We start from the raw sequence: 26,365 nt of genomic DNA on the forward strand, positions 1-26,365 counted from the left end.
TTTGGTCATTATTCGCTATCATATAGAGGACACCTCTTCTGTATGGAATTTTGATTCTCGACAAATCAACTATACCAAACGGATAGGTGTTTTTTTATGCATTTTTATTGTGTCAATGATCGTACTTGAATGACATTAGCAACTACTGTTGGTTGAACCTATCGCTCATTTTTCGATGCGAAAGTTGAGTTAATAGAATATGTTTGGTCTTTTAATTTGGCTGTTTTCGTAAATATTGTTGCTTTTAACTGAGTTATCGTTTAGGCTTTGTCTCCTCTTGCAGTACCGCTTTCCTCAGGGTGGGTGCTGAGCCTCCTCAGCGTAAACGCCTGCTCACCTCTTCCATGCATCTCGGAGGGGTCCCGCAATCAGATCCCCTCAAACTATATTTAGGATAATCTACTATATTTGTTCATTAACTGTTGGAAGATGCTCATCATAGATTTGTATATTTTTCAGTGGTTCAAACCGTCCCTCTCCATCATAAAAGCCTTGAGAATATACTTTGGGAGATGATATTCCATAGCTGCTCATCTTCCATATAGCGTTCTTTTAGATTTTTTATCATTTCATCTTGTCTTTCCTTGTAGTCTGATGATTCTTTAGCTGGAAGCTTGTTTCTTTCAGCATCTACGATTTGCTGAATGTAATCAGCCCTTGGGCCCCATACTGCTTGTTCGTTGCCGTTTGAATCAATAAATATAAATATCGGAATCGCTCGGGCTGTTCCATTAGTTAAATATTGATCCATTAATTCTAGATTTTCATCTCTTAAAATAAATCGAACTTTCATATTTGTTTCTGCAGCAATTTTCATTAGTATTGGTATATTTACTAGAGCGTCTCCACACCAATCTTCTGTAATGACTATGACGTCAATTTGTTTCATCGACATTTTTTTGATATCCTGTTGCAACGATTCATCAATTGTGAACCTTTCATAGATTGAAAGCATTTCATCCTTATTGACTTGCATATGTTGTTGATATTGTTCATATGTCATTCCTTTGTTAAACCATTGTTTCAAGTTCATGCAGGTCACCTCTATTAATTAATTTAGTTTTTTCTCTCTCTATTGTGACTTACTAGGTTTATTGGGATCTCACCACCACCCCCGCGGAAAGCGAGAACTGTAGCGGAGACCAACCCAAACCGCTAACTATGTATAAAGCAACAATGTATACGAAAACAGCCTATGGTTTAAATAGTTCATCAACTTTGACACCTAAGTTTTTAGCTAATTCAAATGCAAGCTCTAGACTTGGATTATATTTATTGTTTTCTATTGCATTAATTGTCTGCCGGGTGACATCGCATAATTCTGCTAACTTCCCTTGTGAGATATTTAGCCTTTCACGATATTTTCTAATATCATTTTTCAAGGAATCATCTCCTTTGTCGTAAGTGTATTGTCAAAGATGTTTTACACATCTATTGTAAAATAATCACATTTTACTGTCAAAGATTTTTGTCACCTTTATAAATTAGTTTTTACTATTCTTAACTATAAAATCTCTCGAACGAAAGCAAATTTGAAATTAAGAAAATCACCATTTAATTAGAAGCGGATAGTCGCTAAACGTATTAATGCTAATAGCCGTTTGATATTGGGGCTCTTCGCACAACACATGTTACATGTGTTGTGCGAAGTCTCCATCATACTGCAACTGCCAACAAAAAATCCGAACTAACACGAAATTCAGATTAGAATTTCATTTGATAGTCCGGATTTTAATATTTCTGGAAACTGCAGGCCAAGATTCGTACCTTAACTATTTAGCCATGCTTCAGATGAAGGATTTTCTCTCCAACTTTTTAACTTATTGATATCTTGCTCATTTATGTATCCTTCTGTCACAGCGACATCAATCAAAGTATCATAATCACTTAAAGAAACAGCATGAATGTTTGCTTCAGCAAGTTTGTTTTCTCCAATTGTTAAGCCATATGTAAATATTGAGACAATCCCAAGCACGTCACAACCCGCAGCACGTAACGCTTCTACTGCAGTAATTGCACTACCGCCTGTAGATACTAAATCTTCAACAACTACTACTTTTTGACCTTCACGTACTTGTCCTTCAATTTGATTTCCTTTACCATGTCCTTTTGCTTTACTTCTTACATAGCACATTGGTAAATTGAGTTTATCACTAACCCAAGCTGCATGGGGAATTCCAGCCGTTGCGGTTCCTGCAATAACCTCCACATCGGTGTAGTGCTCTTGAATTAAGCTTGAAAGACCTTCAGCAATTTGCGAGCGTAGATTTGGGAAGGACAACGTTAGACGATTATCACAATAGATTGGAGATTTCAGCCCACTCGACCAAGTAAATGGCTCATTTGGCTGAAGATATACTGCCTTAATTTCTAATAATTGCTTTGCGATTGATTGCTTCATTACACATTTCCCTCCCAGGCTTTTTTCACTTGTAAATATGCTTCGTACGGGTTCTGCTTTTTCGTAATACTTCTCCCTACAACAATTGCTGTTGAACCAAGTTTACGCGCTAATTGAGGTGTTGCGATTCTTGTTTGGTCATCGACTGCATCTTCAAGCATACGAATCCCTGGTGTTACCGTCATAAAGGATGTACCTAAACGGTTATTAATTGACTCTACTTCATGTGTAGAACAAACAACACCATCTAAACCACTTTCTCTAGTCATACGCGCGTAGTGAAGGACAATATCTTCTATTTTTTGATTAATTAATAATTCCTGTTCCACCATGGCTTGTGATGTACTTGTTAATTGGGTAACGGCTATACATGCAGGACGAGGTTTCCCCAATGTTGTCCCTGCTTCTAATCCTTCAATAGCAGCTTCCATCATCTTTCTCCCACCGGCAGCATGAACATTGACGATATCTACTTCCAGTCTAGCTAAGCCTTTCATCGCTTGCTTAACTGTATTCGGTATATCATGGAGCTTTAAATCTAAAAATATATCGTGACCACGCTCTTTAATATTAGAAATAATTGAAGGGCCTTCTTGATAAAATAATTCCATCCCGACTTTTACAAATAGCTTCTCGTCTGCAAAATGATTCAAAAAACTAGTTATTTCGTTACGTCCTTTGAAATCAAGAGCTATAATTAGCGGTCTTTGCATCCTGTTTCCAGCTCCTTCCGACACATTCACTAACATGTTCAAACCCTAATTCCTTTAATCGGTTTGGAAGTTCGGCAATAATTTCTGGACATACAAATGGATTGACAAAGTTCGCTGTCCCTACGGCTACAGCACTTGCTCCAGCATAGAGAAATTCAATGACATCATCAACCGTCTGTATTCCACCCATACCGATAATCGGTATCGAGACAGCTTGACTTACTTCATACACCATTCGAATTGCCACAGGTTTTATTGCAGGACCAGATAAACCTCCAGTCTTATTTGCAATAACAGGTTTACCCGTCTTGATATCTAGCCTCATCCCAATCAATGTATTTATCATTGTTAAACCATCAGCACCTGCATGTTCAATTGCTTTTGCCATTTCAACAATGTTCGCAACATTAGGGGATAACTTGACATACACTGGTACAGCAGAAACTTCCTTCACAGCTTTTGTTAATTGAGCTGCAACCTCTGGAATCGTACCAAAGGCAATTCCACCTGTTTTTACATTCGGGCATGAAATATTTAACTCGAGAGCCTTAACATTTTTAGACTGACTGATTTTTTCTGCAACATATACATAGTCCTCAACTTGTGAGCCTGCCACGTTTGCAATAATTGGTACGTCAAATTGCTCTAACCATACGAGTTCTTCAGAGACGACTTTTTCAACTCCTGGATTTTGTAAGCCTATCGCATTTAACATTCCTGATTCGGTTTCAGCAACTCGAGGAGTCGGATTCCCAAATCTTGCTTCTTGCGTACTCGCTTTAATCATAATCGAACCGAGTTGATTCAGATCGAATAGTTGACTATATTCACGACCAAATCCGAAACAACCGGAAGCTGGCATAATCGGGTTTTTAAGTGACAAACCTGGTAATTGGATATTTAACATGATTATAAAACCACCTCTCCGGCCTTGAAAACAGGGCCATCACTACATACCTTTTTGTAACTAGCTCCTGTTGGGTCATCTGCTGTATGACAGACACAAGCAAAGCATGCACCAATTCCGCAGCCCATTCGTTCTTCTAATGATAAGAATAATGGATTATGTCCATGAAGCTTCTCTAATACTCTTAACATTGGTGTAGGACCACATGTATACATACAATCGAACTGTAATTGATAATCTTCAATTGCTGTCGTCACAAAACCTTTATAGCCATATGAGCCATCATCTGTAGTAACGATTGTTTTACCTAGTTTAGAAAATTCTTTCTCTAAAAAAACAGCTGAACTAGTTTGGAAGCCTAATACGTGTTGTACTTTTACGCCTTTTGCAACTAATTGCTTTGAAAGTTCTAATAATGGTGGGACACCAATGCCTCCCCCTACTAATAAAGCCACTTGTCCACTTTTAACATCGCCAAGTGGAAATCCGTTTCCAAGTGGTCCTAGCACATCAACTACATCTTCCTGTTTCTTTTTAGAAAGGAGCTGTGTACCAGCTCCTTCTGCACGATAAATCATTGTAAATTCGTTTGTATCTTTATTTATTTCAGAAATACTGATCGGTCTTCTTAGTAAGGGAGTTGACCCGTCTGAAACTTTTAAATGAACAAATTGTCCAGGGTTACCCATTTCAGCTACAAGCTCACCTTGAAGTGTTAGTTGAAAAATATGTTCCGCAATTTTTTCATGCTTTGTTATGACCATCAGCTCTTGTTTTATCACGTCAAGCTCACCTCTAGCTGTGGGTTTTTCTTCATTGTTTCTGTTGAAAATGTCATTGATTCTAGTACTCTTAAAATCGCATCTGCTGTATCTAGTGATGTTAAACATGGAATTCCATTTTCGACAGATTCACGACGGATTTTAAAGCCGTCTCTTGCTGGTTGTTTACCTTTTGTTAATGTATTTATAACAAACTGTGCTTCACCTTTACGGATAACATCTAGTAAATTAGGTTCCTCTGCACCAATTTTATTGACCACTTTTGCTGGAATATTATATGACTGAATATATTGTGCTGTACCACTCGTGGCTAGAATTTGATAGCCGATTTCATGGAAACGTCTTGCAATCTCTAAGCCTTCCTCTTTATCTTTATCAGCAACAGTCAGAAGAACTGACCCATGGTTTTTAATTTGAATACCTGATGCTACTAGTGCTTTATATAAAGCTTTCTCTAGTGTAACATCCTTACCCATTACTTCACCTGTTGATTTCATTTCTGGTCCTAGCGTGATGTCAACGTTACGAAGCTTTGCAAATGAAAACACAGGCGCCTTAACATATACTCCTTCACTTTCAGGGTATAATCCTGATTCATAGCCCAATTGTTCTAAAGTTGCACCTAGGATAACCTTCGTTGCAAGATTTGCCATAGGAACACCAGTAATCTTGCTCAAAAATGGTACTGTCCGACTTGAGCGAGGATTGACCTCAAGTACGTATACATCACCTTTAGATAAAACAAATTGGATATTTAGAAGGCCAATAATGTTTAACCCTTTTGCTAGGCTTGTCGTATACTCAATAATTTTGCTTTTTACTTCTGCTGATAACGATTGTGGTGGATAAACCGCAATTGAGTCACCAGAGTGAACACCTGCGCGTTCAATATGTTCCATAATTCCTGGTATTAAAACGGTATTCCCATCAGAAATGGCATCCACTTCAATTTCTTTCCCTGTCAAATATTTATCAATCAGAACTGGGTGTTGTGGATTAATTTTGACCGCGTTTTTCATATAGTGTAATAGTTCAGATTCCTGATAGACTATTTCCATCGCACGTCCACCTAGAACATATGAAGGACGCACTAGTACAGGGTAACCGATATTTGCTGCGATTTTAACTGCTTGCTCTACTGAAGTAGCTGTTTTTCCTAACGGTTGTGGTACATTTAGTGTTGCAAGTGTTTGTTCAAATTTATCACGGTCCTCAGCACGGTCTAAATCTTCTAAAGAAGTACCAAGTATTTTTACACCTCTAGCTTGCAGCTCACTTGCAAGGTTAATCGCAGTTTGTCCACCGAATTGAACGACAACACCTTTAGGTTTTTCTAAATCTATAATGTGCATCACATCTTCAATCGTTAACGGCTCAAAGTATAATTTATCTGAAATACTGAAATCGGTTGAAACTGTTTCGGGATTGTTATTTACAATAATCGCTTCATATCCTGCTTCTTTTATTGCCCATACTGAGTGAACAGTAGCATAGTCAAATTCTACTCCTTGACCGATACGAATTGGTCCAGAGCCTAGTACTACAACACTTTCTCTATCAGTAACAATTGATTCATTCTCTTCTTCAAACGTTCCGTAAAAATAAGGTGTAGCCGATTCAAATTCTGCTGCACATGTATCGACCATTTTATAAACTGGTGTAATACTTGCTTGTTTACGTAATTCATAAACTTCTAGCTCACTCGTATTCCATAAGCTAGCAATCTCAGAGTCTGAGAAGCCCATTTCCTTTGCTTTTTGAAGAGTAGTAAGCTCATATGGATTTTCCTTTATATTTTGTTCAAATGTAATTATTTTCTCAATTTTCATTAAGAAAAATAAATCAATTTCGCTCCATTCATGGATTTGCTCTTTCGTAACACCTCTTCTAAATGCTTCAGCAATGTAGAACAGTCGTTCATCACCAGCTTTACGAATTCGTTTTTCAATCAGCTCATCTGAAAATGTTTCAGCATCATTTAATCGTAAGTAAGAGACATCTGATTCTAATGAGCGGACTGCTTTTAATAAAGATTCTTCAAGAGTCCGACCGATTGCCATTACTTCACCAGTTGCCTTCATTTGCGTCCCTAAACGGCGATTTGCTGATTCAAACTTATCAAATGGCCAGCGTGGAATTTTTGAAACGATATAGTCTAAGGCAGGTTCAAAACAAGCGTATGTTTTACCTGTTACTGGATTTTCCATTTCATCAAGTGTTAGACCAACAGCAATTTTCGCTGCTAATTTCGCAATTGGATAACCAGTCGCTTTTGAAGCTAGTGCTGACGAGCGGCTTACACGAGGATTAACCTCAATAATGTAATATTTAAAGCTATTTGGGTCTAATGCAAGTTGAACATTACAGCCCCCTTCGATTTTAAGAGCACGAATAATTTTCAATGAGACATTACGGAGCATTTGATACTCACGGTCACTTAATGTTTGACTCGGCGCAAAAACGATTGAATCACCTGTATGAACACCTACTGGGTCAAAGTTTTCCATGTTACAAACAACGATAGCATGGTCATTTGAATCACGCATAACCTCGTATTCAATTTCTTTATAACCAGCAATGCTTTTTTCTAGTAGACATTGTGTAACTGGACTATTCTTTAAACCACTTGAGACAATTTCAATTAGTTCTTCTTCATTCTCACAAATTCCGCCACCAGTACCACCTAATGTATATGCAGGGCGGACGATAACCGGGTAACCTATTTTGTCGACAAATGCTCGGGCTTCGTCTAAGTTATGAATAATATCACTTTCTGGAACTGGCTCATTTAAATCATTCATTAATGTTCGAAAAAGGTCACGGTCTTCCGCTTGTTTAATTGCTGATAGCTTTGTTCCAAGTATTTCTACACCACACTCATCTAAAACACCTGATTCCGCTAATTCTACTGCAAGATTTAATCCAGTTTGACCACCAAGTGTTGGGACGAGTGCATCTGGACGTTCTTTACGAATAATATTACTTAGAAACTCTAGTGTGAGAGGCTCAATATAAACCTTATCAGCAATCTCTGTATCAGTCATAATCGTTGCTGGATTTGAGTTCACTAATACGACTTCATAGCCCTCTTCTTTAAGTGCGATACATGCTTGCGTTCCTGCGTAGTCAAACTCTGCAGCTTGACCAATTACGATTGGACCTGAACCGATAACAAGAATTTTATTTATGTCAGTACGTTTTGGCATTATAGAACCCCTTCTTTCTTATTCGCTTCAATCATTTCTAAAAATTGGTCAAATAGTCCATTTGCATCCTCAGGACCTGGTGATGCTTCAGGATGGTATTGAACCGTAAATGCTGGTGCTGTTTTATGTTTTAAACCTTCGACAGTGCCGTCATTTAAGGCAACATGCGTAATTTCAAGGTCTGTATGATTAATCGATTCAGCCGTTACTGTGTAGCCATGATTTTGTGAAGTAATATCTACTTTACCTGTGCTAAGCTCCTTTACAGGATGGTTCGAACCACGGTGACCAAACTTCATTTTTTCTGTATTAGCTCCTGAAGCTAAAGCAAATAGTTGATGACCTAAACAAATTCCGAATAACGGTATTTTCCCAAGTATTCCTTTAATCATTTCGATTGCTTCAGGTACATCCTTCGGGTCTCCAGGACCGTTTGATAACATAATTCCGTCTGGTTTTAATTGTAGTACCTCTTCTGCAGTAATTGTATGTGGAACAACAACGATATCACAGTTTCGTTTATTTAACTCTCTTAAAATACCATGCTTCATACCGTAATCTACTAATACAACGCGATGACCTCTCCCTGGACTTGGATAGGCAGTTTTCGTAGATACTGTTTCAACTTGATTTGTTTGTAACTCTGTTTTGTTTAATTTAGCAATTACCTCTTCAGGATTTGCGTCAGCTGAACAAATTGCCCCTTTTAATGTACCGTACATTCTAATGATTCTAGTTAGCTTTCTTGTATCGATTCCTGAGATACCAGGAATATTTTTCATTTTAAAATATTCGTCAATCGAATATTCATTTCTCCAGTTTGATGGATAATCACAATACTCTTTTACGACAAATCCGTGGATGAATGGAGAAATTGTCTCAAAATCATCGCGATTAATGCCGTAGTTTCCTATTAAAGGATATGTTAATGTCACAATCTGACCGCAATATGATGGGTCTGACAAAATTTCTTGATAGCCAGTCATTCCTGTATTGAATACTACTTCACCGATATTTTCTTTATCACTACCAAAGCCTTCTCCTAAAAATACTGTACCGTCTTCTAAAATTAATTGTCTTTTCATACAGTAATGCCTCCTTTTTCCCAAACGATATTGCCATCTACAACCGTTAATGTTGGCCAGCCTTTACATACCCAATCTTTGAAAGGTGTGTTTTTCCCTTTTGATAAAAAGCTCTCTGGGTCAATTTTTGCTTCTGCTTCTAAATCAATCACTGTTAAATCAGCATCAGCACCTACTTCAAGTCCACCTAACTGCAAACCAAATGCTTGCTGAGGTTTCACTGTTAAGAAATCTAATAAATGCTTAAGAGTCATTTTGTTCGTTTGGACAAAATGTGTATAAAGTAAAGGGAAAGCTGTTTCAAGTCCTACAATTCCAAATGGTGCTAATTGCATCCCTTCTGCCTTCTCTTCTTCCGCGTGTGGTGCATGGTCTGTTGCAATAAAATCAATCGTACCATCTAATAATCCCTCTATGAGTGCCTCTTGGTCTGCTTTGCCACGTAAAGGAGGATTCATTTTATAATTTGTATCCAAACCAGGGATATCTTCTTCACATAATAGTAAATGATGAGGCGTTACTTCAGCTGTTACATTAATCCCTGCCCGCTTTGCATCCCTTACGACACGTACTGATTCCTTTGTACTAATATGACAGACGTGATAGTGACATCCGGCTGCTTCTGCAAGTAATATATCTCTTGCAATATGTACTGACTCACAAACTGAAGGTATTCCGTTAATACCATGTTCAGCAGAGAATTTCCCCTCATGAACTGAGCCTTTATTAATTAATGTATTTTCTTCACAATGAGCAACAATTGCTGCACCTATCGCAGCTGCTTGTTTCATTGCTTCTAACATTTTTCCTGCTGATTGTACACCAACACCATCATCAGTAAATGCAAAGGCACCTGCTTCCTTCAACTCCTTGAAGTTTGTTAACTCTTCGCCTAATTGTCTTGTTGTTATCGCAGCATATGGTAGTACCTTTACAATCGCAGTTTCTTTAATACGATGTTGCAGCCACTCCATTTGTTGCTTCGTATCAGGTACAGGTCTCGTATTTGGCATAGGAGCAATTGTAGTAAAGCCACCTTTTGCAGCACTTTTCGTCCCTGTTTCAATTGTCTCTTTATGCTCTCCACCAGGCTCTCTTAAGTGGACATGTAAATCAACAAATCCAGTTGAAACAAGCTGTCCTTTTACATCTATTTCTTTCACTCCATCTTGATTGATGATACCTTCTACAATTTCAACAACTTTACCATTTTCAACCTTAATATCTGCAGGCTGTAACTCACCAAGATTATTTACGATTAAACCATTTTTAAGAATAAATGACATGTCCGTTAACCTCCTGATTATTTGTTATTTGTTGAAGTGCTCTTTTCAATATTGCCATTCGTACAAATACTCCGTTTTCCATTTGCTTAAAGATTCTAGAACGTTCACATTCTATTAAGTCTGCATCAATTTCTACATTACGGTTTACTGGAGCTGGATGCATAATAATTGCATTTTTTTTCATTTGTCTTTCTCTTGTCTTAGTCAATCCATACTCTGTTAAGTAGTTAAAGGGATTTGTTTTTTCATTGTGCCGCTCATGTTGAATTCTAAGGAGCATTACGACATCAGACTGTTTTATCGCTTCATCTACCGCTACGTATTGACCGTTTAGATTAAATGGGTCTTGCCATTTAGTAGGACCAGAAAACAATACATTTGCACCAAGCATTGTTAGTACCTCTGCATTGGAGCGTGCTACACGGCTATGACGAATATCACCGTGTATGGACACGGTCAAATCTTTAAAACTACCAAACTCTTGTTTTATCGTTAATAAATCCAATAAAGACTGGGATGGATGATGCCCACAGCCATCACCTGCATTTATAATTGGTATTGATACCTTGCCAATCAACTCTTCAAAAAAGTGATCTTCTTGATGTCTTATCACAACAGCATTAGCACCGATTGATTCCAGTGTTTTGACTGTATCATATAACGTTTCACCTTTTTGAACACTTGAATGTTCAGCTGTAAAGTTTAGAACTTGCAAGCCTAACTTCTTTTCTGCGACTTCAAAACTAAATCTTGTTCTCGTGCTTGGCTCAAAAAATAAATTTGAGACAAAAATCGTATCATTTGGAACCCAGCCCTTACCGTCTTTGTATTGATTTGCATCTTCTAGGATTGAGAAAATCTCATCATTTGAAAGTTCGTTCATAGTCAGTAGATTCGTCATACCTATTCTCTCCTTTAAGTGTAGATACCTAATTTAGTATCCTTAACACTTTATTTTTTTCTTTCTAAAAGGCTGTTTTCGTAAACATTGCTGCTTTTAACCGAGTTGTCGTTTAGGGTTTGTTTCCGCTACAGTACTCGCTTTCCGCGGGGTGGGTGGCGAGCCTCCTCAGCGTAAACGCCTGCGGGGTCTCGCCTCTCCCACGCATCCCGCAGGAGTCTCGCACTTCCGCTCCAACAAACCCTTAAAAAGATTAGTGCAAACAGCTACAACCTTTTAGAAAAGAGCTTTCTAAAAAAATAACACCCTGTTTATCATTAACAGGGTGTTTTAAGGTAGAGCAAATTAAGGTACGTCCATACCGTCTCTTTGCCTTACACCCTTCTAAGCCTCACTGGACTTTCATTAAAAGATTTAAGCAAACCTATGCATTTTCTCGATTTATTGTTTCTTTATCATTATGTGGGAGTATTAAGTTTAAAATTATCCCAATAATAGCAGCTAATGCCATTCCATGCAAATCGAAATTTCCATATTTAATTGTAGCTTCACCGATACCAATGACTAATATCACTGAAGAGATAATAAGATTACGTTTATTTCCTAAATCAAGATTGTTATCTATCATCATACGTAGTCCACTAGAAGCGATGATACCGAATAGCAGTATCGATACCCCACCCATAACAGGTGTTGGAATTGTACTTATAAACGCTGATATCTTTCCAACAAATCCAAATACGATTGCTAGTACCGCAGCACCTGCTAAGACAAAGATACTATATACTCTTGTTATTGCAAGCACTCCTATATTTTCACCATAAGTTGTATTTGGTGGTCCACCGATAAGAGCAGCTATCATTGTTGCAACTCCATCTCCCATAATTGAACGATGTAAGCCAGGCTTTTCAATATAATCTCTACCAACTACCTTACTTAACACTAATTGATGACCAATATGCTCAGAGATTGTAACAACTACTACTGGAACCATTAGTGCAATAATATCTAAGCTTAGCGTTGGAGTATAGTGAACAAACGGGAAAACAAAATTCGGTAACTCGAACCATTTAGCTTCAATTACTTTTGTAAAGTCAATAATTCCAATTGCCAGTGAATAAAAATATCCGCCTGCAATACCGATTAAAACAGGGATTAGATTGAAAAACCCTTTAAAAAATATAGATGCAATGATTGTAATAAGTAAGGTTATAATTGCTACCGAGAAATATTGCAAGCTATATTCTTCACCATTTAATGTTGCCATATCTACTGCAGTTCCTGCTAAACCTAAGCCGATGACGATAATGACCGGCCCTACTACAACCGGTGGTAGTATCTTCATTATCCATTTATGACCGGTTCCTTTAATAATTAATGCAATGATTCCGTACACTAAGCCAGCTAAAAAGCTTCCTACCATCGCTGCGCCAATTCCACCTGCAGCTTTAGCTACAATTATCGGTGTAATAAACGCAAAAGATGAACCTAGGTATGCTGGTACTTGCCCCTTTGTAATAAGCATGAATGCTAATGTTCCTAGACCGCTTGAGATTAGTGCAACTGAAGGATCCATTTCAACTAAGAATGGTACTAAAATTGTAGCACCAAACATTGCAAATAAGTGCTGGAAGCTTAATGTTAACCAATTTAGCGGTTTTGGTATATCGTGAATGTCTAATACTATTTGTTCATCTTTCATGTCTAGTACCTCCGTTATGAATATCATGTTAGTTAGTGTGTATGATGAATAATTGTCTATTTATAAAAAATACCTCTTTGCAGTTTAGGCAAAGAGGCGCAAAAGAATATACTATCAGAATCGTTCTGATTGTATTCCTTTGACCCCTTTGTCGTCTCACAGGACGAATTTTAAAAGGGTTTATTCATTTTCATGGATTGTCACTTGATCTTGGTCATCTTGTTCAACTAATTCTACAACAATCTTTTCAGAACTAGATGTTGGGATGTTTTTCCCGACATAATCGGCTCGTATCGGTAATTCACGATGTCCTCTGTCAACTAAGACAGCAAGTTGAATATTAGCTGGCCTTCCGATATCAACAAGAGCGTCCATTGCTGCCCTTACAGTTCTGCCAGTATATAATACATCATCAACTAATATCACTTTTTGATTCGTCACATCTACCGGGATATCCGAACCTTTAACTAATGGTTCCTGATCATTCGTTTTTAATGATAAATCGTCACGATATAATGTAATATCAAGCTCACCTATCGAAATTTTATTACCTTCGATTTGCTCAATTTTCTCAGCTAGTCTTTTGGCAAGATGAATTCCACGTGTCTTAATACCGACTAATACACTATCATCAATCCCTTTATTTCTTTCGATAATCTCATGAGCGATTCTTGTCAGCGCTCTTCTTATCGCTTGTTCATCTAAAACAACAGCTTTTTGAGACATCATATCAGCTCTCCCTTCGTCTTGTCATATTGCACTAAAAGGTCACCTTTTAAAAACGAAAACCCTCTCACCAAGCGATGAGAGGGTAGACAAAGACACAATGTAACTAAGCTATATTTGCATAGTCAAATTCCGTTTTCCTTCTCAGCCTCTCGGGACTGTGTTAAAGGTCCTTATTAAGTTAAGTTTATTATGCCAAATATGTAGAATGGTGTCAACAATTTTTTTAATATAGAAATTTGATATCGTTGTTTTGTTACTTTTTTACGTTCATTGCTGAAAAATAGAACACGCTAATAGCGTGCTCCTTCGTTTTGTTTTGGGACTTATTAAGCTTTACTGTTCTTTCGTATCTCTGTTAATACTTGTTCAAATTCTTCCGGTAAAGGTGCTTCAAATTCTAAATATTCCTTCGTTCTTGGATGAATAAACCCTAGTATGCCTGCATGAAGCGCTTGACCATTTAGTGGTAATGTTTTCTTTGGCCCATATTTAGGATCACCTACTAAAGGATAGCCAATATATTTCATATGAACACGAATTTGATGTGTACGCCCTGTTTCAAGCTGACACTCAACAAATGTATATTCGTTAAAACGTTCTAGGACACGGAAATGAGTAACTGCCTCTTTACTGCTTACATTCGTAACAGTCATACTTTGTCTGTCTACTTTATCTCTGCCTATTGGGGCATTTATCGTTCCGTGATCGTGTTGAATATTACCATGAACAATCGCTTTATACCTTCTCGTTACGGTTTTATTAACTAGTTGGTCGACCAAACCTTCATGGGCAAGGTCATTTTTTGCAACCATTAGTAAGCCAGACGTGTCTTTATCAATTCGATGAACGATACCAGGTCTTAAAACGCCGTTAATACCAGATAGGTCTTTACAGTGAGCCATTAAACCGTTTACTAATGTCCCTTTTAAGTGACCTGGTGCTGGATGCACGACCATTCCTTTTGGTTTGTTAACAACTAATACATCTTCATCCTCATAGTAAATATCTAAATTCATAGGCTCCGGGATAACGTCAAGCGGTTCAGGATCAGGGATAATTAGTTCTATTTCGTCTCCTGCCTGACATTTATAATTTGTTTTTACGTTTACACCATTAACCTTTACAACCCCATCTTTTATCCACTGCTGAACTTGAGTTCTAGACCACTCTTTGTTACTTGCAGATAAAAACTTATCAATCCGTTCACTTTTATATTCTTCACTCACTTGTAATTCAACGATGTCCATTAAGCTTGCTCCTTCTCTTGTTTCCCTTCAAAAAACAACATATAAATGAATAGTAAACCTACTCCTACACATAATGCAGAATCTGCGATGTTAAAAATCGGGAAATCGTATGTAAATATGTACGTATTGATAAAGTCAACAACTTCTTTTCTAAAGATACGATCGATAAAATTACCGATTGCCCCACCTAACATAAGTCCGAGAGCGACTCCCATCATTTTATTACCATTAGTGTGTTTTTGTATATAGTAAATAATTCCGAAAATCACAATGGTTGTAATTATGTAAAAAAACCACATTTGTCCTTCTAAAATTCCCCAGGCTGCGCCTCTATTTCGATGAGAAGTTATGTATAAGAAGTTGTCAATAATAGGTATATTCTCTCCAGGTTCCATATTTTTAACGATTAACCACTTTGTTAATTGGTCAAAAACAATGATAATTGCAGCAACAATATAATAAAACAATGCTTCCCCAACTTTCTATATTCGATTGAATCCACTTGAATTGTACCATATGGTTGTTCGCATTGGAAATACTTACATTTAATTTCAGGGACAGACCCCCTTAAATAGAGGGTCAGTCCCTATTATGCATTTAACTATAATATGTCTCGTCAAGATGAGGGTAATCATATTGAGGTAGTGATTTTCGTTCATATAATTCTTGAAAGTAGAAATCGTATATTGTTCTAGCTGTTGGAAGAATTCTTAATTTTTCAAAAGGAATCTCCTCACCTGTTTCTTCACAGTATCCATACATTCCTTTATCCATTTTAAGTAAGGCACGTTCTACATCTTGAAGTTCTTCTTTTATATGATGGATTAAGGTATTATTCTTACCTTGATCATCATTCGTCATTTCAAACATACTGTGATCAAATAATCTTGCCCGTAACTCTTCTCTCATCACTTGCAATTCATACCGGATCCCATAATATTTATTCAAGATGGACAACTCCTTAACCTTCTCATGATGTACCAATAGTGTTTCCCGAGATTTTCAACCTCACCCTATTAAGAATTTTCCTTTGTTTGAAATCCATGTAATACATGAATTTAATCGTTTTGGTGAATGGATATTTTTTACCCCCCATTTAACATAACAAAACATTATTTTGAAAAAATGGGCGGTTCGATTTTGTCAATATTGATTTCAATTTTCCGGAAAATATATACATCAAAAAAAAAGAGGGAGACTCATAAGCTTCGCCCCTCCAACAACCACAGATATACAGTATGCTGTATATCGTGCTTGAGGGGTTTTACTCTTAAGTATGAGTCACCCTCTCTTTATTTAATAATTTTCAGTCACGATTGTCGCACAACGTTTGCATAATGTTGGATGCTTAGGAACTTGACCAACCTCTGGTGTTACGATCCAACAGCGATCACATGTATCACCTTTTGCTTCTGAAATGACAATTTTAATCGAATCAAATGTTTGTGCATTTTCAGGTGCAGATTGATAATCCCCAGAAATTTCAAAGCCTGATACGATAAATAATTGTTTTAAGTCTTCATTAACTGAGTCCAACAAGGCTCTCGTATCTTGATTAGGATATAAAGCAATGCTCGCTGTTAAAGACTTACCTATTATTTTTTCATTACGCGCGACTTCTAATGCTTTCAATACATCATCACGTAACGACATAAATGTATCCCATTTTTTCTCGAGTTCTTCAGCATCTGCATATTGCTGAACCTCTGGCATATCTACTAGCTGAACACTTTCTTCTGAGACATAATCGATATGCTCCCAAACTTCATCAGCAGTATGCGGTAGAATCGGTGTTACTAATTTCACTAAAGTTAATAAAGTTTCATAAAGAACCGTTTGAATAGCACGACGCTCTTGATTATCTTTTGCTTCAATGTAAAGTACATCTTTTGCGAAGTCTAAATAGAATGAACTTAACTCAATTGTACAGAAGTTATGAACTGCATGATAAATAGCTGCAAATTCGTAATTGTCATATGCTTCTTTCACACGCTTTGTTAAATTATTAAGCTTAACAAGCATATAGCGGTCTACTTCACGTAGATTATCAAGGCTTAGCTTATCTTCATTAGGATTGAAATCAGATACATTACCTAATAAAAATCTGAATGTATTGCGAATTTTTCGATATACCTCTGCAACTTGTTTTAAAATCGCATCTGATACTCTAACATCTGCCTGATAGTCTACGGATGCAACCCATAATCTTAAAATATCTCCACCTAGTTGTTTCATGACTTTTGATGGAAGAACCGTATTTCCAAGTGATTTACTCATTTTACGCCCTTGACCGTCAAGCGCAAATCCATGACTTAGAACACCTTTATATGGCGCTTTACCTGAAACCGCAACAGAAGTTGATAAAGATGAGTTAAACCAACCACGATACTGATCAGACCCTTCTAAATATAAATCAGCTGGTCTTTGTAAGTCATCTCTTTCCACTAATACAGCTTGATGTGAAGAACCTGAATCAAACCAAACATCCATAATGTCGTTTTCTTTTGTAAATGTACCATTCGGACTACCTTCATGTGTAAATCCTTCTGGAAGCAATTCCTTCGCTTCACGTTCGAACCAAATATTTGAACCATGCTCTCTAAATAGAGCTGAAACATGTTCAATTGTTTCATCCGTAATAATTGGTTCACCATTCTCGGCATAAAATACTGGAATTGGTACACCCCATGCACGTTGTCGGGAAATACACCAATCACCACGATCCCGAACCATATTATATAATCTTGTTTCTCCCCAAGCTGGAACCCATTTAGTCTCTTTTACTGCAGCTAATAGTTCATCACGGAAATCCTTAATTGAAGCAAACCATTGTGCTGTTGCACGGAAAATTGTTGGTTTTTTCGTTCTCCAATCATGTGGATATGAATGCGTAATAAAATCTAATTTAAGTAATGCACCAGCTTCTTGTAGCTTCTCTGTAATTGCTTTATTTGCTTCATCATAGAACAAGCCTTCAAAGCCTACTGCTTCACTAGTCATATATCCTTTTTCGTCAACAGGACATAAAACATCAAGATTATATTTCTGACCGATGATAAAGTCATCTTCCCCATGACCTGGAGCAGTATGAACACAGCCAGTTCCGCCATCACTTGTTACATGTTCCCCTAACATAACTAATGAACTACGGTCGTATATTGGATGCTGTGCTACAATACGATCGAGCTTTTCACCTTTAATCGTGCGGTCAATTGTATAATCTTCCCATCCAATTGTTTTAGCAACTGATTCTACTAATGCTGATGCAATGACATACTTTTCACCATTTACAGCTACTACGCTATATTCTAATTCTGGATGAACAGAAATACCAAGGTTGGCAGGAATGGTCCATGGTGTAGTTGTCCAGATAACAATTTGTTCATCATTCGATAAAACGCCTTTGCCGTCTTTAACTGGAAAAGCAACGAAGATGGATGCTGAACGCTTATCTTGGTACTCAATTTCAGCTTCAGCAAGTGCTGATTCACTTGATGGTGACCAATATACAGGCTTCAGCCCTTTGTAGATATATCCTTTCTTCGCCATTTCACCAAACACTTTAATTTGTTGTGCTTCATAAGCAGGCGTTAATGTTACATAAGGATTTTCCCAGTCTCCGCGAACACCTAAGCGTTTAAACTGTTCACGTTGGCCATTAATTTGTTGCCACGCATATTCTTCACATAGCTTACGGAATTCAGCGATAGACATTTCTTTACGTTTTACTTTTTTATTTTTAGTAAGAGCTGTTTCGATCGGTAAGCCATGTGTATCCCAACCTGGGACATATGGAGCACAATAACCACTCATTGATTTATAACGAACGATAAAGTCTTTAAGTATTTTATTTAACGCATGCCCCATATGGATGTCTCCATTTGCATATGGAGGCCCATCATGAAGGATAAATAATGGGCGATCCTTTGTACGTTCCTGTACTTTTTCATAAATGTTCATATCTTCCCATTTTTCTTGCATAATCGGTTCACGATTCGGTAGATTCCCACGCATAGGAAAATCTGTTTTTGGCATAAGAAGAGTATCTTTATAATTCATTTTCATTTCCTCCAATCAAATTTTAGACAAAACAAAGCACAAGCGCCTTGACCAGCTTCGACAAGCATAAGATGGATTTTAGAATAGTAGGCATTCTGTGCTGTCTAATATAAATTCACTAACATAGGAGGGCTAGGCGCAAAAGAGTTAACAAGCACTTAGCCACAGTTTTAGCCCTAGGTAAAGAAAATTTTATATGTTCCTAAACAACAAAAAAACCTTCACATCCCACAAGGGACGAGAAGGTTTATCTCGCGGTACCACCCTATTAGATTAATAAATAAATTAAATTAATCCACTTTAGCATTCGTAACGAGAATGACACGCCACTGCTTACTAATTATGTATGTTCAGCATGGAACTCTAGGGTGATTTTCATCTAAATCCTTATCTCGAGCTCACACCATCCTCGATTCGCTTCATAAGGGTGAATAGATTACTTATCCCTTTCACTGTCTTTATTACTTTTCAATATTGTCTTATTCTATATCAAAATCAATCTTCGATAAAGTATTATATGCGAATTAAAGATAAAAAGTCAAGGTTTAGCTTTTTGATTCTTCTTCTTCACCGAATATAGGTTCCACTTCATACTCTAATAAATGGTCCCAATCATCATTCTTTAATAGGTCTAATTGTGCTTCAATTAACATTTGGAAACGAGTTCTAAATACTTTTGACTGTTTTTTTAACTCTTCAATTTCCATAGCTATCTTGCGGGATTTTGACAAGGCTTCGTTAATGATTCTGTCCGCATTTTTTTCAGCTTCTTTAATGATTAGCTTTGATTCTTTTTGAGCGTTACGCTTTACGTCTTCTCCTGCTTCTTGAGCAATGATAATTGATTTATTCAATGTTTCCTCAATATTTGTAAAGTGACCTAATTTTTCAGTTAAATCCGTAACCTTTGTCTCAAGTTCTTTCTTTTCGCGGATTATCATTTCATAGTCTTTAATGACCTGATCTAGAAATTCATTTACTTCATCTTCATCATATCCACGAAACCCTTTACTGAATTCCTTATTATGGATATCTAATGGTGTTAAAGGCATGGATGCCACCTCCAATATGTATTAAAAATAGATATTCTTGTCAACATTATAAATCATATTTCGACAACTATGTTGATTTTCCTGCTATTTTATTAAATATTTTTGATTAATGCTAAATTTCAAATGACATTTTCTAAAGTTTTATTGACGCACTTACGACCACCAAATTAACAAGTAAAGGGTAAAAAGATTTCATAAGTGAACATAGACCAATCTTTTTATGTAAATCATGCCTTACTTAACCAGCATTAAATGTGCTTCGAAACAACAATTCTCCATTTATCTTTCTTAGTTTTTCCTTCAATAGACATAATTTTACTTCGACCGTAACCACGTATTGAAATCGTATCACCTTCACGACACTCAAATGAATGTTGATTAACTTCCTTCCAATTAACCTTAACGAGACCATTAGAAATAAATGGTTGGATTTTTTGTCTCGATAAATTATAAATTGTAGAGCAAACCACATCTAACCTCATCGAGGATACTGTTGTGATCAATTCTTGAGTATCTTCTTTATCGGTGATGAGATCAGTTATGTTCTTCGTTTTAAGTGTTATTTTCGTACGACCGACTTCATGAAAGTTTGCCTTTAAATAATCTGATATTTCTAACGCGCAAATAAATTGAACGATAGTATCATTAAATCTGATGTCACCAAACTTTGAACGTTTTAAACCTAATCCCATTAATGATCCAAGGACTTGTCGATGTTGAATTTGTATAAATTTACTAGGATAGTGTATTTCAAATAGCTGCAAATTAAAGTCTTCTTCTTGGACTTGGTAATAATCAGGATAAACAAAAGCTCTTTTTCTTTCCGTGTCTTCCTTTCCTCCAGAAAAAACTACTTTTACTTCCGAATGTTCACCAATTACTGATTGAACAATTTCCTGTTCCCTAGGGTCTAAAAAATCCGAAAGTCTTGGGCTATATTGTTCTTCCACTGATTGCTTCCACCCTACTACTTGGTCAATAAAATGTCGTTCGTCTTCTCTGAAATGTTGATAGATGTTATTCATTTTGCCACTCCATTAATTTTCACTAACAATTATTATGTATCAAATCGTTGTAATTTTGTTCAATAATAGAAAAAGGACCTTATAGCACATAAAGTCCTTTACCCAAACATTCTTGCTAACGAGTTTAAACCAGCTTGTGCAAATCGTAAAGCAATAATTGCAACGATAGGGGAAATGTCAATCATTCCACCAATTGGAGGGATAATCTTACGGAATGGTTCTAAATAAGGCTCACAAATTTTTGCGAGAAATTGACCAAATCCTGACTCTCTTGCACCTGGAAACCAAGAAAGTAAGATATAAATAATGATCGCAAAATAATAAATTGTTATCACATTTCCAATGATATTAAATACAAAATTCATGTGTTTACCACCTTTGCGGTTCTTCGTCTGTTATAAAATCTGAAATTGAGCCTGAAACATCAACATTATCTGGGGTACAGAGGAAAATATTTGCACCGATTCTCTGAATGTCGCCACCAATAGCATAAACCGTCCCACTTAAAAAATCTACAATTCGTTTAGCTTGGTCCTTTTGAATACTCTGAAGATTCACTACAACAGCACGTCTATTTTTTAGTTGGTCAGCTATTTCTTGTGCTTCTGCATAAGCTCTTGGCTCACTTAAAATAACTTTAGATGATTTTTGAACACTTTGCAAACTTACAACATTTTGTTTTGGAGCATGTGATTGTGTCTTTGCAGGTGCAAACGACTGTGGTTGCTCCTCTTCTGGTTGTTGCTGTACTTCATTTTCAACATATTCAAATTCTTCGTCATCAAGTGCAAAAAAACTTTTAAATCGATTTTTAATTGACATGTTTATACACCTCTACTTTCATTACCAACTAAGGCAGTACCAATCCTAATAAAGGTTGCTCCTTCCTCGATGGCTATTTTGTAATCGTTCGACATTCCCATTGAAAGCTCATTACATGGTGCGTTCAATTGTGATAGTGCTTGTATTTCTAATTGGAGTTCCTTTAATTTCCTAAAGCATGTCCTAATTATTTTTGTATCTTCTGTAAATGGAGCCATCGTCATTAAGCCAACTATTTCAATAAATTCGAATTGCTTTAGTTCGTCAACAAACTGTGCTACTTGTCCCGGAGATATACCGTGTTTAGATTCCTCACCGGATACATTTACTTGGATAAAGCACTTAATCGGCTTTGTTGCTCGTTTATTAATCTCTATTGCAAGTGATAGCCTATCTAAAGAATGTATGTAGTCTACTTTTTCAATGATTTGTTTTACTTTTCGAGTCTGAAGAGACCCAATAAAATGCCAAGTGGCTTTTTCACCTAACTCTTCATGCTTCATGTTCAGTCCTTCATCACGGTTCTCACCGATATGAATAACTCCAGCTTCAAGTGCAGCATTTGCCCGATCCACGCTTACATATTTTGTTACAGCGATAATATGAATATCATCTGGGTTTCTTCCACACCGTTGACATATTTCTTCAATATTGCTACGGATTTGCTGATAGTTTTCTTTAACATTCATGATTTCTAAGTTAAGCCTCCCTATTTATGCCTATAAAGCTTAACATTCTTCCTGTTTTCCCTTTGTCTCGTCGATGTGAGAAAAATAAATCCTCCTCACAACATGTACAGTATTGAGATATCGTTATATTTTCATTTTTTATACCTGCATTGAGAAGTAAATATTTGTTAAGCTCTTTTAAATTAAGTTTATACTCATTATCAGTTATCTTCTCATATGATTGATTAATGTGTTGAATGTTCATTTTGTTAATCTCGGAAATTACTTTCTCATCCACTATATAGCAACAATCACTAATTGACGGGCCAATTGTAACTTTAATATTCTCTGGTAGAATTAGTTCATCATTTTTCCAAATATCGATGAACTTTCCACAAATATTTTCTACAGTACCTCTCCAACCTGCATGAGCGATTCCGACAACTTTTCGACTCGGTTCAAGAAAATAAACTGGTACACAATCAGCGAAGCAAAGCGCTAATATGATTCCTTTCTCACTTGTATAAAAACCATCACATTTAGAGATTGCTTCATCATACGAATAAAAACCTTTACCGCGATTCTCAGTGGTAATCTTTTCGATGTGGTGACCATGGACTTGTTCTGCAAAAGTCCAACCATCGTACATAATACTAGTAGTATCGGCAACAATTTTTCTATTTTCGACGACTTTTTCTATCGAATCTTGAACATGAAGACCTAAATTTAAAGACGAATAATCAGCAGTGCTCACTCCACCGTTTCGAGTCGTCGACCCGACGATTAATCCTTCAACATGATTTTGCCATTCTGTTTGTATGAGGAGCGACTCATTAAATTGTTTAAACGGTTCCATTGTTGACATAACATTTTCAACTCTCAATCATACATCCTAATGTGTTGCCATTCATGATTATTTAAAAATCAATAATCATGAATGACCTAATTTACACTACTTTTATTTTAACACAACTTAACGTTTACGTTTAGATTGATTATGAAATTATTCGATTTGACTTTCAATCTGACGATTCATTCGTATTAAGATGACATCCTCACCAATTTTCACAATGTTTTTCCAAGGAATAACTAACTCCTCATCCTTACCAAAAAATCCAAGCATTCTTCCGTTTCCACTAATAATTATCGCTTGTATCTTTCCTGTTGTAACGTTTATATCGAAATCACCTATGTTTCCTAATTTTTTACCATCTGATACGTTCACAACATCCTTTGTTTGGAATTCTGAAATATACATACATGTACCTCCCCTAATAAGTTGATTAGAGCTCATGATAAATACTATTAATAAGCTTGTCAGACGAGTTTTGAGCAAATGTAACATTATTAGGCTCAACAATACTCAAGATAAAACTTATAGATTGTAGAAAACTTAATTCAAAGTATGTCTAGACTGACATGTTTCATCTATTACAACTTGATTCTAATGTTTGTCTCTTACATATCTATGTATAAGGTAGGATAAACTATTCAATTGATTAAGAAATAATTTATAAAAAATAAATCTATACGTCGAAGCAGATACAACGTACACCATTTGAATTAATATTATAGAGTATCTGTTACAGGAGAATAAAAAAAGGTTCGGAAGATTTTCCGAACCGCTTTTACTTCAACTGAAGTCTTACCTTTTCAGTATTAGTTTTGAATATTTTTATTCATTTGCTTAATTGCAGCTTTCTCTAATCTTGAAACTTGCGCTTGAGAAATTCCTATTTCCTCTGCTACTTCCATTTGTGTCTTACCTTGAAAAAATCGTTTTCGGAGAATGAGCTTTTCTCGGCTATTTAATCGTCTCATTCCTTCTTTTAATGCCAATTCTTCAATCCATTGAATATCACGATTTTTTTCATCGCTTAGTTGATCCATAACGAAGATAGGATCCCCACCATCGTTATAAATTGGCTCGAATAATGAAACAGGATCTTGAATAGCATCTAGAGCAAAAACAATTTCTTCATGAGGAACATCTAGTACTTTTGAAATTTCTTCAGCTGTAGGTTCTCTAGATGTTTCACTCATTAGCCGCTCTCGAACTTGTAGTGCCTTATAAGCGATATCTCTGAGTGAACGGGAGACACGAATGGGGTTATTATCCCTTAAATACCTACGTATTTCTCCAATTATCATTGGTACAGCATATGTTGAAAATTTGACATTTTGGCTTAAGTCAAAATTATCGATTGATTTCATTAATCCTATACAGCCAACTTGAAACAAATCGTCAACAAATTCTCCTCTGTTGTTAAATCGCTGGATTACACTAAGTACCAATCTTAAGTTGCCATTCACCAGCTCTTCTCGTGCTGATAAGTCTCCGCTTTGCATTTGTTTAAATAGCTCTCTCATTTTCTCGTTTTTAAGGACTGGAAGTTTAGAGGTATCTACTCCACAAATTTCGACTTTATTTCTTGTCACTTCTTTCCCTCCTAACAGGAGTTGCTGTACAGTGTTAAGTATCTCCTCGAAAGGAAAAAATATGCACAAGCAGTTTTTATTAGGAGGGTGTTAATGCACAAGAATAATTGATACAGTAAGGCATAAGTTGCTTAAAAAAATTTTTTTAAACCATTTTATTAAATTCCTTTTGTAATCGTTTGATAATTCTCTTTTCAAGTCTTGAAATGTATGATTGTGATATACCTAACATATCAGCAACATCTTTTTGTGTTTTTTCTTCCCCACCCTGCAAGCCGAACCTTAGCTCCATTATTTGTTTTTCACGAGCATTTAGTTGCTGTAATGCCTTCATCAATAGTTTTCTGTCAACATTTGCTTCCAAGTCTTTTGTGATAATATCATCTTCTGTTCCAAGTACATCTGATAGTAGCAGTTCATTACCATCCCAATCGATATTTAACGGTTCGTCAAAGGATACTTCAGAACGCAGTTTATTATTTCTTCGCAAATACATTAAGATTTCATTTTCAATACATCTCGATGCATATGTAGCAAGTTTTATTTTCTTTTCCGGATTAAATGTATTAACAGCTTTTATTAATCCAATCGTTCCTATACTGATTAAATCTTCAATATTTATTCCCGTGTTCTCGAATTTACGTGCAATGTATACAACTAACCTCAAATTTCGTTCAATTAATATTGATCTTGCCGCCTGGTCACCCGTAGGCAGCTTTTGTAATAGGACTTCCTCTTCCTCTTTTGAAAGGGGCGGAGGTAACGCTTCACTACCTCCTATATAATAGACCTCATCCGTCTTAATCCCTAGTTTAATTAATAACTTATACCATAAATATGTAAGATGTAATTTTAATTTTTTCATTTTCCTCCCCCTCCTAAGGTCTTCTAAATATTTAATTAAGGGTAATTCACTAAATTGTCTTTATCGTTTTGGTCCTCTTGCAGTTCTCTCTTTCCACGGGGTAGGTGATAACAGGTTATGCTTCAGTGGCTACCTACTTCCAAACTTCAGGTCATTTATCTGCCTAAGGCAGTAATCATCGATTCGCCATCTGGCTCAATATGTAATGAGCTACTTATATAGTTCCTATTAATTTCGTACAACTTTTGAATGACCACAACTAAACTAATGAGAGTACATTCTCGTAATAACACTATAAATAATTTAAAGTCTAAAATATCATTCTCGCTACTTTAGCAAACTTAAACAATAAAAGCCTGGAGACAATAATTAATAGTTTCATTACTAGTTAATTGCATTTCATAAAGCACTATAAAAAATATCACAACATCATACCTTTACAGTTCACACTGAAACTGACTAAGTAGGTAACCTTC

Annotated in this window: 25 protein-coding genes and 1 other annotated feature; all 25 genes read right to left on the reverse strand. The window is 36.3% G+C overall.

Annotated features, from left to right (window positions below):
• Window positions 1-481 precede the first annotated feature (481 nt).
• The 25 genes from J2S19_RS11775 to sigE all read right to left on the reverse strand — a co-directional run bounded on the left by J2S19_RS11775 (window position 482) and on the right by sigE (window position 25,889).
• The gene (locus tag J2S19_RS11775; RefSeq protein ID WP_307341820.1) at window positions 482-1,033 is read right to left on the reverse strand and encodes a thioredoxin family protein; all 552 of its coding nucleotides are present in this window, start codon (window positions 1,031-1,033) and stop codon (window positions 482-484) included.
• A gap of 160 nt (window positions 1,034-1,193) precedes the next feature.
• Window positions 1,194-1,382, reverse strand: a complete 189-nt coding sequence (locus tag J2S19_RS11780; protein WP_307341823.1) for a helix-turn-helix transcriptional regulator — start codon at window positions 1,380-1,382, stop codon at window positions 1,194-1,196.
• Window positions 1,383-1,768: 386 nt separating this feature from the next.
• A complete protein-coding gene (gene pyrE, locus J2S19_RS11785; RefSeq protein ID WP_307341826.1) occupies window positions 1,769-2,401 on the reverse strand; it encodes an orotate phosphoribosyltransferase in 633 nt (210 codons plus the stop codon).
• Window positions 2,401-3,114: an orotidine-5'-phosphate decarboxylase gene (pyrF, locus tag J2S19_RS11790; RefSeq protein WP_307341829.1), complete on the reverse strand. Its 714-nt coding sequence runs from the start codon at window positions 3,112-3,114 to the stop codon at window positions 2,401-2,403. The genes pyrE and pyrF overlap by 1 nt, the downstream gene beginning before the upstream one ends.
• Window positions 3,086-4,021: a dihydroorotate dehydrogenase gene (locus tag J2S19_RS11795; RefSeq protein ID WP_307341832.1), complete on the reverse strand. Its 936-nt coding sequence runs from the start codon at window positions 4,019-4,021 to the stop codon at window positions 3,086-3,088. The genes pyrF and J2S19_RS11795 overlap by 29 nt, the downstream gene beginning before the upstream one ends.
• A 2-nt stretch (window positions 4,022-4,023) precedes the next feature.
• On the reverse strand, window positions 4,024-4,800 hold the full coding sequence (locus J2S19_RS11800) for a dihydroorotate dehydrogenase electron transfer subunit (protein WP_307342186.1): 777 nt from the start codon (window positions 4,798-4,800) through the stop codon (window positions 4,024-4,026).
• Window positions 4,800-8,009, reverse strand: a complete 3,210-nt coding sequence (gene carB, locus J2S19_RS11805) for a carbamoyl-phosphate synthase large subunit (RefSeq protein WP_307341836.1) — start codon at window positions 8,007-8,009, stop codon at window positions 4,800-4,802. Before carB ends, J2S19_RS11800 begins: the two co-directional genes overlap by 1 nt.
• Window positions 8,009-9,094 carry a carbamoyl phosphate synthase small subunit gene (locus J2S19_RS11810; RefSeq protein ID WP_307341839.1) on the reverse strand — a complete coding sequence of 362 codons (1,086 nt, stop codon included), beginning with the start codon at window positions 9,092-9,094 and terminating at the stop codon, window positions 8,009-8,011. Before J2S19_RS11810 ends, carB begins: the two co-directional genes overlap by 1 nt.
• Window positions 9,091-10,380 carry a dihydroorotase gene (gene pyrC / locus J2S19_RS11815; RefSeq protein WP_307341841.1) on the reverse strand — a complete coding sequence of 430 codons (1,290 nt, stop codon included), beginning with the start codon at window positions 10,378-10,380 and terminating at the stop codon, window positions 9,091-9,093. The genes J2S19_RS11810 and pyrC overlap by 4 nt, the downstream gene beginning before the upstream one ends.
• Complete coding sequence (locus tag J2S19_RS11820) at window positions 10,364-11,281, reverse strand: aspartate carbamoyltransferase catalytic subunit (RefSeq protein ID WP_307341843.1); 918 nt, start codon at window positions 11,279-11,281, stop codon at window positions 10,364-10,366. Before J2S19_RS11820 ends, pyrC begins: the two co-directional genes overlap by 17 nt.
• Before the next feature lie 424 nt (window positions 11,282-11,705).
• Window positions 11,706-12,983, reverse strand: coding sequence for a solute carrier family 23 protein (locus tag J2S19_RS11825; protein WP_307341845.1), 1,278 nt, complete (start codon window positions 12,981-12,983; stop codon window positions 11,706-11,708).
• A 180-nt stretch (window positions 12,984-13,163) separates the two neighbouring features.
• Window positions 13,164-13,709: a bifunctional pyr operon transcriptional regulator/uracil phosphoribosyltransferase PyrR gene (gene pyrR / locus J2S19_RS11830; RefSeq protein ID WP_307342189.1), complete on the reverse strand. Its 546-nt coding sequence runs from the start codon at window positions 13,707-13,709 to the stop codon at window positions 13,164-13,166.
• 329 nt (window positions 13,710-14,038) lie between these two features.
• A complete protein-coding gene (locus tag J2S19_RS11835) occupies window positions 14,039-14,959 on the reverse strand; it encodes an RluA family pseudouridine synthase (RefSeq protein WP_307341848.1) in 921 nt (306 codons plus the stop codon).
• Window positions 14,959-15,426, reverse strand: coding sequence for a signal peptidase II (gene lspA / locus J2S19_RS11840; RefSeq protein ID WP_307341850.1), 468 nt, complete (start codon window positions 15,424-15,426; stop codon window positions 14,959-14,961). The genes J2S19_RS11835 and lspA overlap by 1 nt, the downstream gene beginning before the upstream one ends.
• 130 nt (window positions 15,427-15,556) lie before the next feature.
• Complete coding sequence (locus J2S19_RS11845; protein WP_307342193.1) at window positions 15,557-15,868, reverse strand: TraR/DksA family transcriptional regulator; 312 nt, start codon at window positions 15,866-15,868, stop codon at window positions 15,557-15,559.
• 387 nt (window positions 15,869-16,255) lie between these two features.
• Window positions 16,256-19,018, reverse strand: coding sequence for an isoleucine--tRNA ligase (gene ileS, locus J2S19_RS11850; RefSeq protein WP_307341853.1), 2,763 nt, complete (start codon window positions 19,016-19,018; stop codon window positions 16,256-16,258).
• Between the two features lie 230 nt (window positions 19,019-19,248).
• Window positions 19,249-19,480: a binding site (T-box leader), on the reverse strand.
• Between the two features lie 83 nt (window positions 19,481-19,563).
• Window positions 19,564-20,070, reverse strand: coding sequence for a DivIVA domain-containing protein (locus J2S19_RS11855; protein ID WP_307341856.1), 507 nt, complete (start codon window positions 20,068-20,070; stop codon window positions 19,564-19,566).
• 248 nt (window positions 20,071-20,318) lie between these two features.
• Window positions 20,319-21,095 carry a YlmH family RNA-binding protein gene (locus tag J2S19_RS11860; RefSeq protein ID WP_307341859.1) on the reverse strand — a complete coding sequence of 259 codons (777 nt, stop codon included), beginning with the start codon at window positions 21,093-21,095 and terminating at the stop codon, window positions 20,319-20,321.
• A gap of 98 nt (window positions 21,096-21,193) precedes the next feature.
• Window positions 21,194-21,460, reverse strand: coding sequence for a YggT family protein (locus tag J2S19_RS11865; protein ID WP_307341861.1), 267 nt, complete (start codon window positions 21,458-21,460; stop codon window positions 21,194-21,196).
• Window positions 21,461-21,464: 4 nt separating this feature from the next.
• A complete protein-coding gene (locus J2S19_RS11870; protein WP_307341864.1) occupies window positions 21,465-21,917 on the reverse strand; it encodes a cell division protein SepF in 453 nt (150 codons plus the stop codon).
• 2 nt (window positions 21,918-21,919) lie between these two features.
• The gene (locus J2S19_RS11875) at window positions 21,920-22,606 is read right to left on the reverse strand and encodes a YggS family pyridoxal phosphate-dependent enzyme (protein ID WP_307341867.1); all 687 of its coding nucleotides are present in this window, start codon (window positions 22,604-22,606) and stop codon (window positions 21,920-21,922) included.
• A 10-nt stretch (window positions 22,607-22,616) separates the two neighbouring features.
• On the reverse strand, window positions 22,617-23,441 hold the full coding sequence (gene pgeF / locus J2S19_RS11880) for a peptidoglycan editing factor PgeF (protein ID WP_370875139.1): 825 nt from the start codon (window positions 23,439-23,441) through the stop codon (window positions 22,617-22,619).
• 147 nt (window positions 23,442-23,588) lie between these two features.
• The gene (locus J2S19_RS11885; protein WP_307341873.1) at window positions 23,589-23,843 is read right to left on the reverse strand and encodes a YlmC/YmxH family sporulation protein; all 255 of its coding nucleotides are present in this window, start codon (window positions 23,841-23,843) and stop codon (window positions 23,589-23,591) included.
• Between the two features lie 401 nt (window positions 23,844-24,244).
• The gene (gene sigG, locus J2S19_RS11890) at window positions 24,245-25,066 is read right to left on the reverse strand and encodes an RNA polymerase sporulation sigma factor SigG (protein WP_370875140.1); all 822 of its coding nucleotides are present in this window, start codon (window positions 25,064-25,066) and stop codon (window positions 24,245-24,247) included.
• A gap of 103 nt (window positions 25,067-25,169) precedes the next feature.
• Window positions 25,170-25,889 carry an RNA polymerase sporulation sigma factor SigE gene (gene sigE / locus J2S19_RS11895; protein ID WP_307341879.1) on the reverse strand — a complete coding sequence of 240 codons (720 nt, stop codon included), beginning with the start codon at window positions 25,887-25,889 and terminating at the stop codon, window positions 25,170-25,172.
• Window positions 25,890-26,365: the final 476 nt, after the last annotated feature.

It is taken from the genome of Metabacillus malikii (assembly GCF_030813355.1).
In the GTDB taxonomy this organism is placed as follows: Bacteria; Bacillota; Bacilli; order Bacillales; family Bacillaceae; genus Metabacillus; species Metabacillus malikii.

Excerpts from the sequence above, each read along its gene's own strand:
- J2S19_RS11775 (WP_307341820.1), bottom strand. The coding sequence starts at position 1,033 with ATGAACTTGAAACAATGGTTTAACAAAGGAATGACATATGAACAATAT.
- pyrE (WP_307341826.1), bottom strand. The coding sequence starts at position 2,401 with ATGAAGCAATCAATCGCAAAGCAATTATTAGAAATTAAGGCAGTATAT.
- pyrF (WP_307341829.1), bottom strand. The coding sequence starts at position 3,114 with ATGCAAAGACCGCTAATTATAGCTCTTGATTTCAAAGGACGTAACGAA.
- J2S19_RS11795 (WP_307341832.1), bottom strand. The coding sequence starts at position 4,021 with ATGTTAAATATCCAATTACCAGGTTTGTCACTTAAAAACCCGATTATG.
- carB (WP_307341836.1), bottom strand. The coding sequence starts at position 8,009 with ATGCCAAAACGTACTGACATAAATAAAATTCTTGTTATCGGTTCAGGT.
- J2S19_RS11810 (WP_307341839.1), bottom strand. The coding sequence starts at position 9,094 with ATGAAAAGACAATTAATTTTAGAAGACGGTACAGTATTTTTAGGAGAA.
- pyrC (WP_307341841.1), bottom strand. The coding sequence starts at position 10,380 with ATGTCATTTATTCTTAAAAATGGTTTAATCGTAAATAATCTTGGTGAG.
- J2S19_RS11820 (WP_307341843.1), bottom strand. The coding sequence starts at position 11,281 with ATGACGAATCTACTGACTATGAACGAACTTTCAAATGATGAGATTTTC.
- J2S19_RS11825 (WP_307341845.1), bottom strand. The coding sequence starts at position 12,983 with ATGAAAGATGAACAAATAGTATTAGACATTCACGATATACCAAAACCG.
- pyrR (WP_307342189.1), bottom strand. The coding sequence starts at position 13,709 with ATGTCTCAAAAAGCTGTTGTTTTAGATGAACAAGCGATAAGAAGAGCG.
- J2S19_RS11835 (WP_307341848.1), bottom strand. The coding sequence starts at position 14,959 with ATGGACATCGTTGAATTACAAGTGAGTGAAGAATATAAAAGTGAACGG.
- J2S19_RS11845 (WP_307342193.1), bottom strand. The coding sequence starts at position 15,868 with ATGAGAGAAGAGTTACGGGCAAGATTATTTGATCACAGTATGTTTGAA.
- ileS (WP_307341853.1), bottom strand. The coding sequence starts at position 19,018 with ATGAATTATAAAGATACTCTTCTTATGCCAAAAACAGATTTTCCTATG.
- J2S19_RS11855 (WP_307341856.1), bottom strand. The coding sequence starts at position 20,070 with ATGCCTTTAACACCATTAGATATCCATAATAAGGAATTCAGTAAAGGG.
- J2S19_RS11860 (WP_307341859.1), bottom strand. The coding sequence starts at position 21,095 with ATGAATAACATCTATCAACATTTCAGAGAAGACGAACGACATTTTATT.
- J2S19_RS11865 (WP_307341861.1), bottom strand. The coding sequence starts at position 21,460 with ATGAATTTTGTATTTAATATCATTGGAAATGTGATAACAATTTATTAT.
- J2S19_RS11870 (WP_307341864.1), bottom strand. The coding sequence starts at position 21,917 with ATGTCAATTAAAAATCGATTTAAAAGTTTTTTTGCACTTGATGACGAA.
- J2S19_RS11875 (WP_307341867.1), bottom strand. The coding sequence starts at position 22,606 with ATGAATGTTAAAGAAAACTATCAGCAAATCCGTAGCAATATTGAAGAA.
- pgeF (WP_370875139.1), bottom strand. The coding sequence starts at position 23,441 with ATGGAACCGTTTAAACAATTTAATGAGTCGCTCCTCATACAAACAGAA.
- J2S19_RS11885 (WP_307341873.1), bottom strand. The coding sequence starts at position 23,843 with ATGTATATTTCAGAATTCCAAACAAAGGATGTTGTGAACGTATCAGAT.
- sigE (WP_307341879.1), bottom strand. The coding sequence starts at position 25,889 with ATGAAAAAATTAAAATTACATCTTACATATTTATGGTATAAGTTATTA.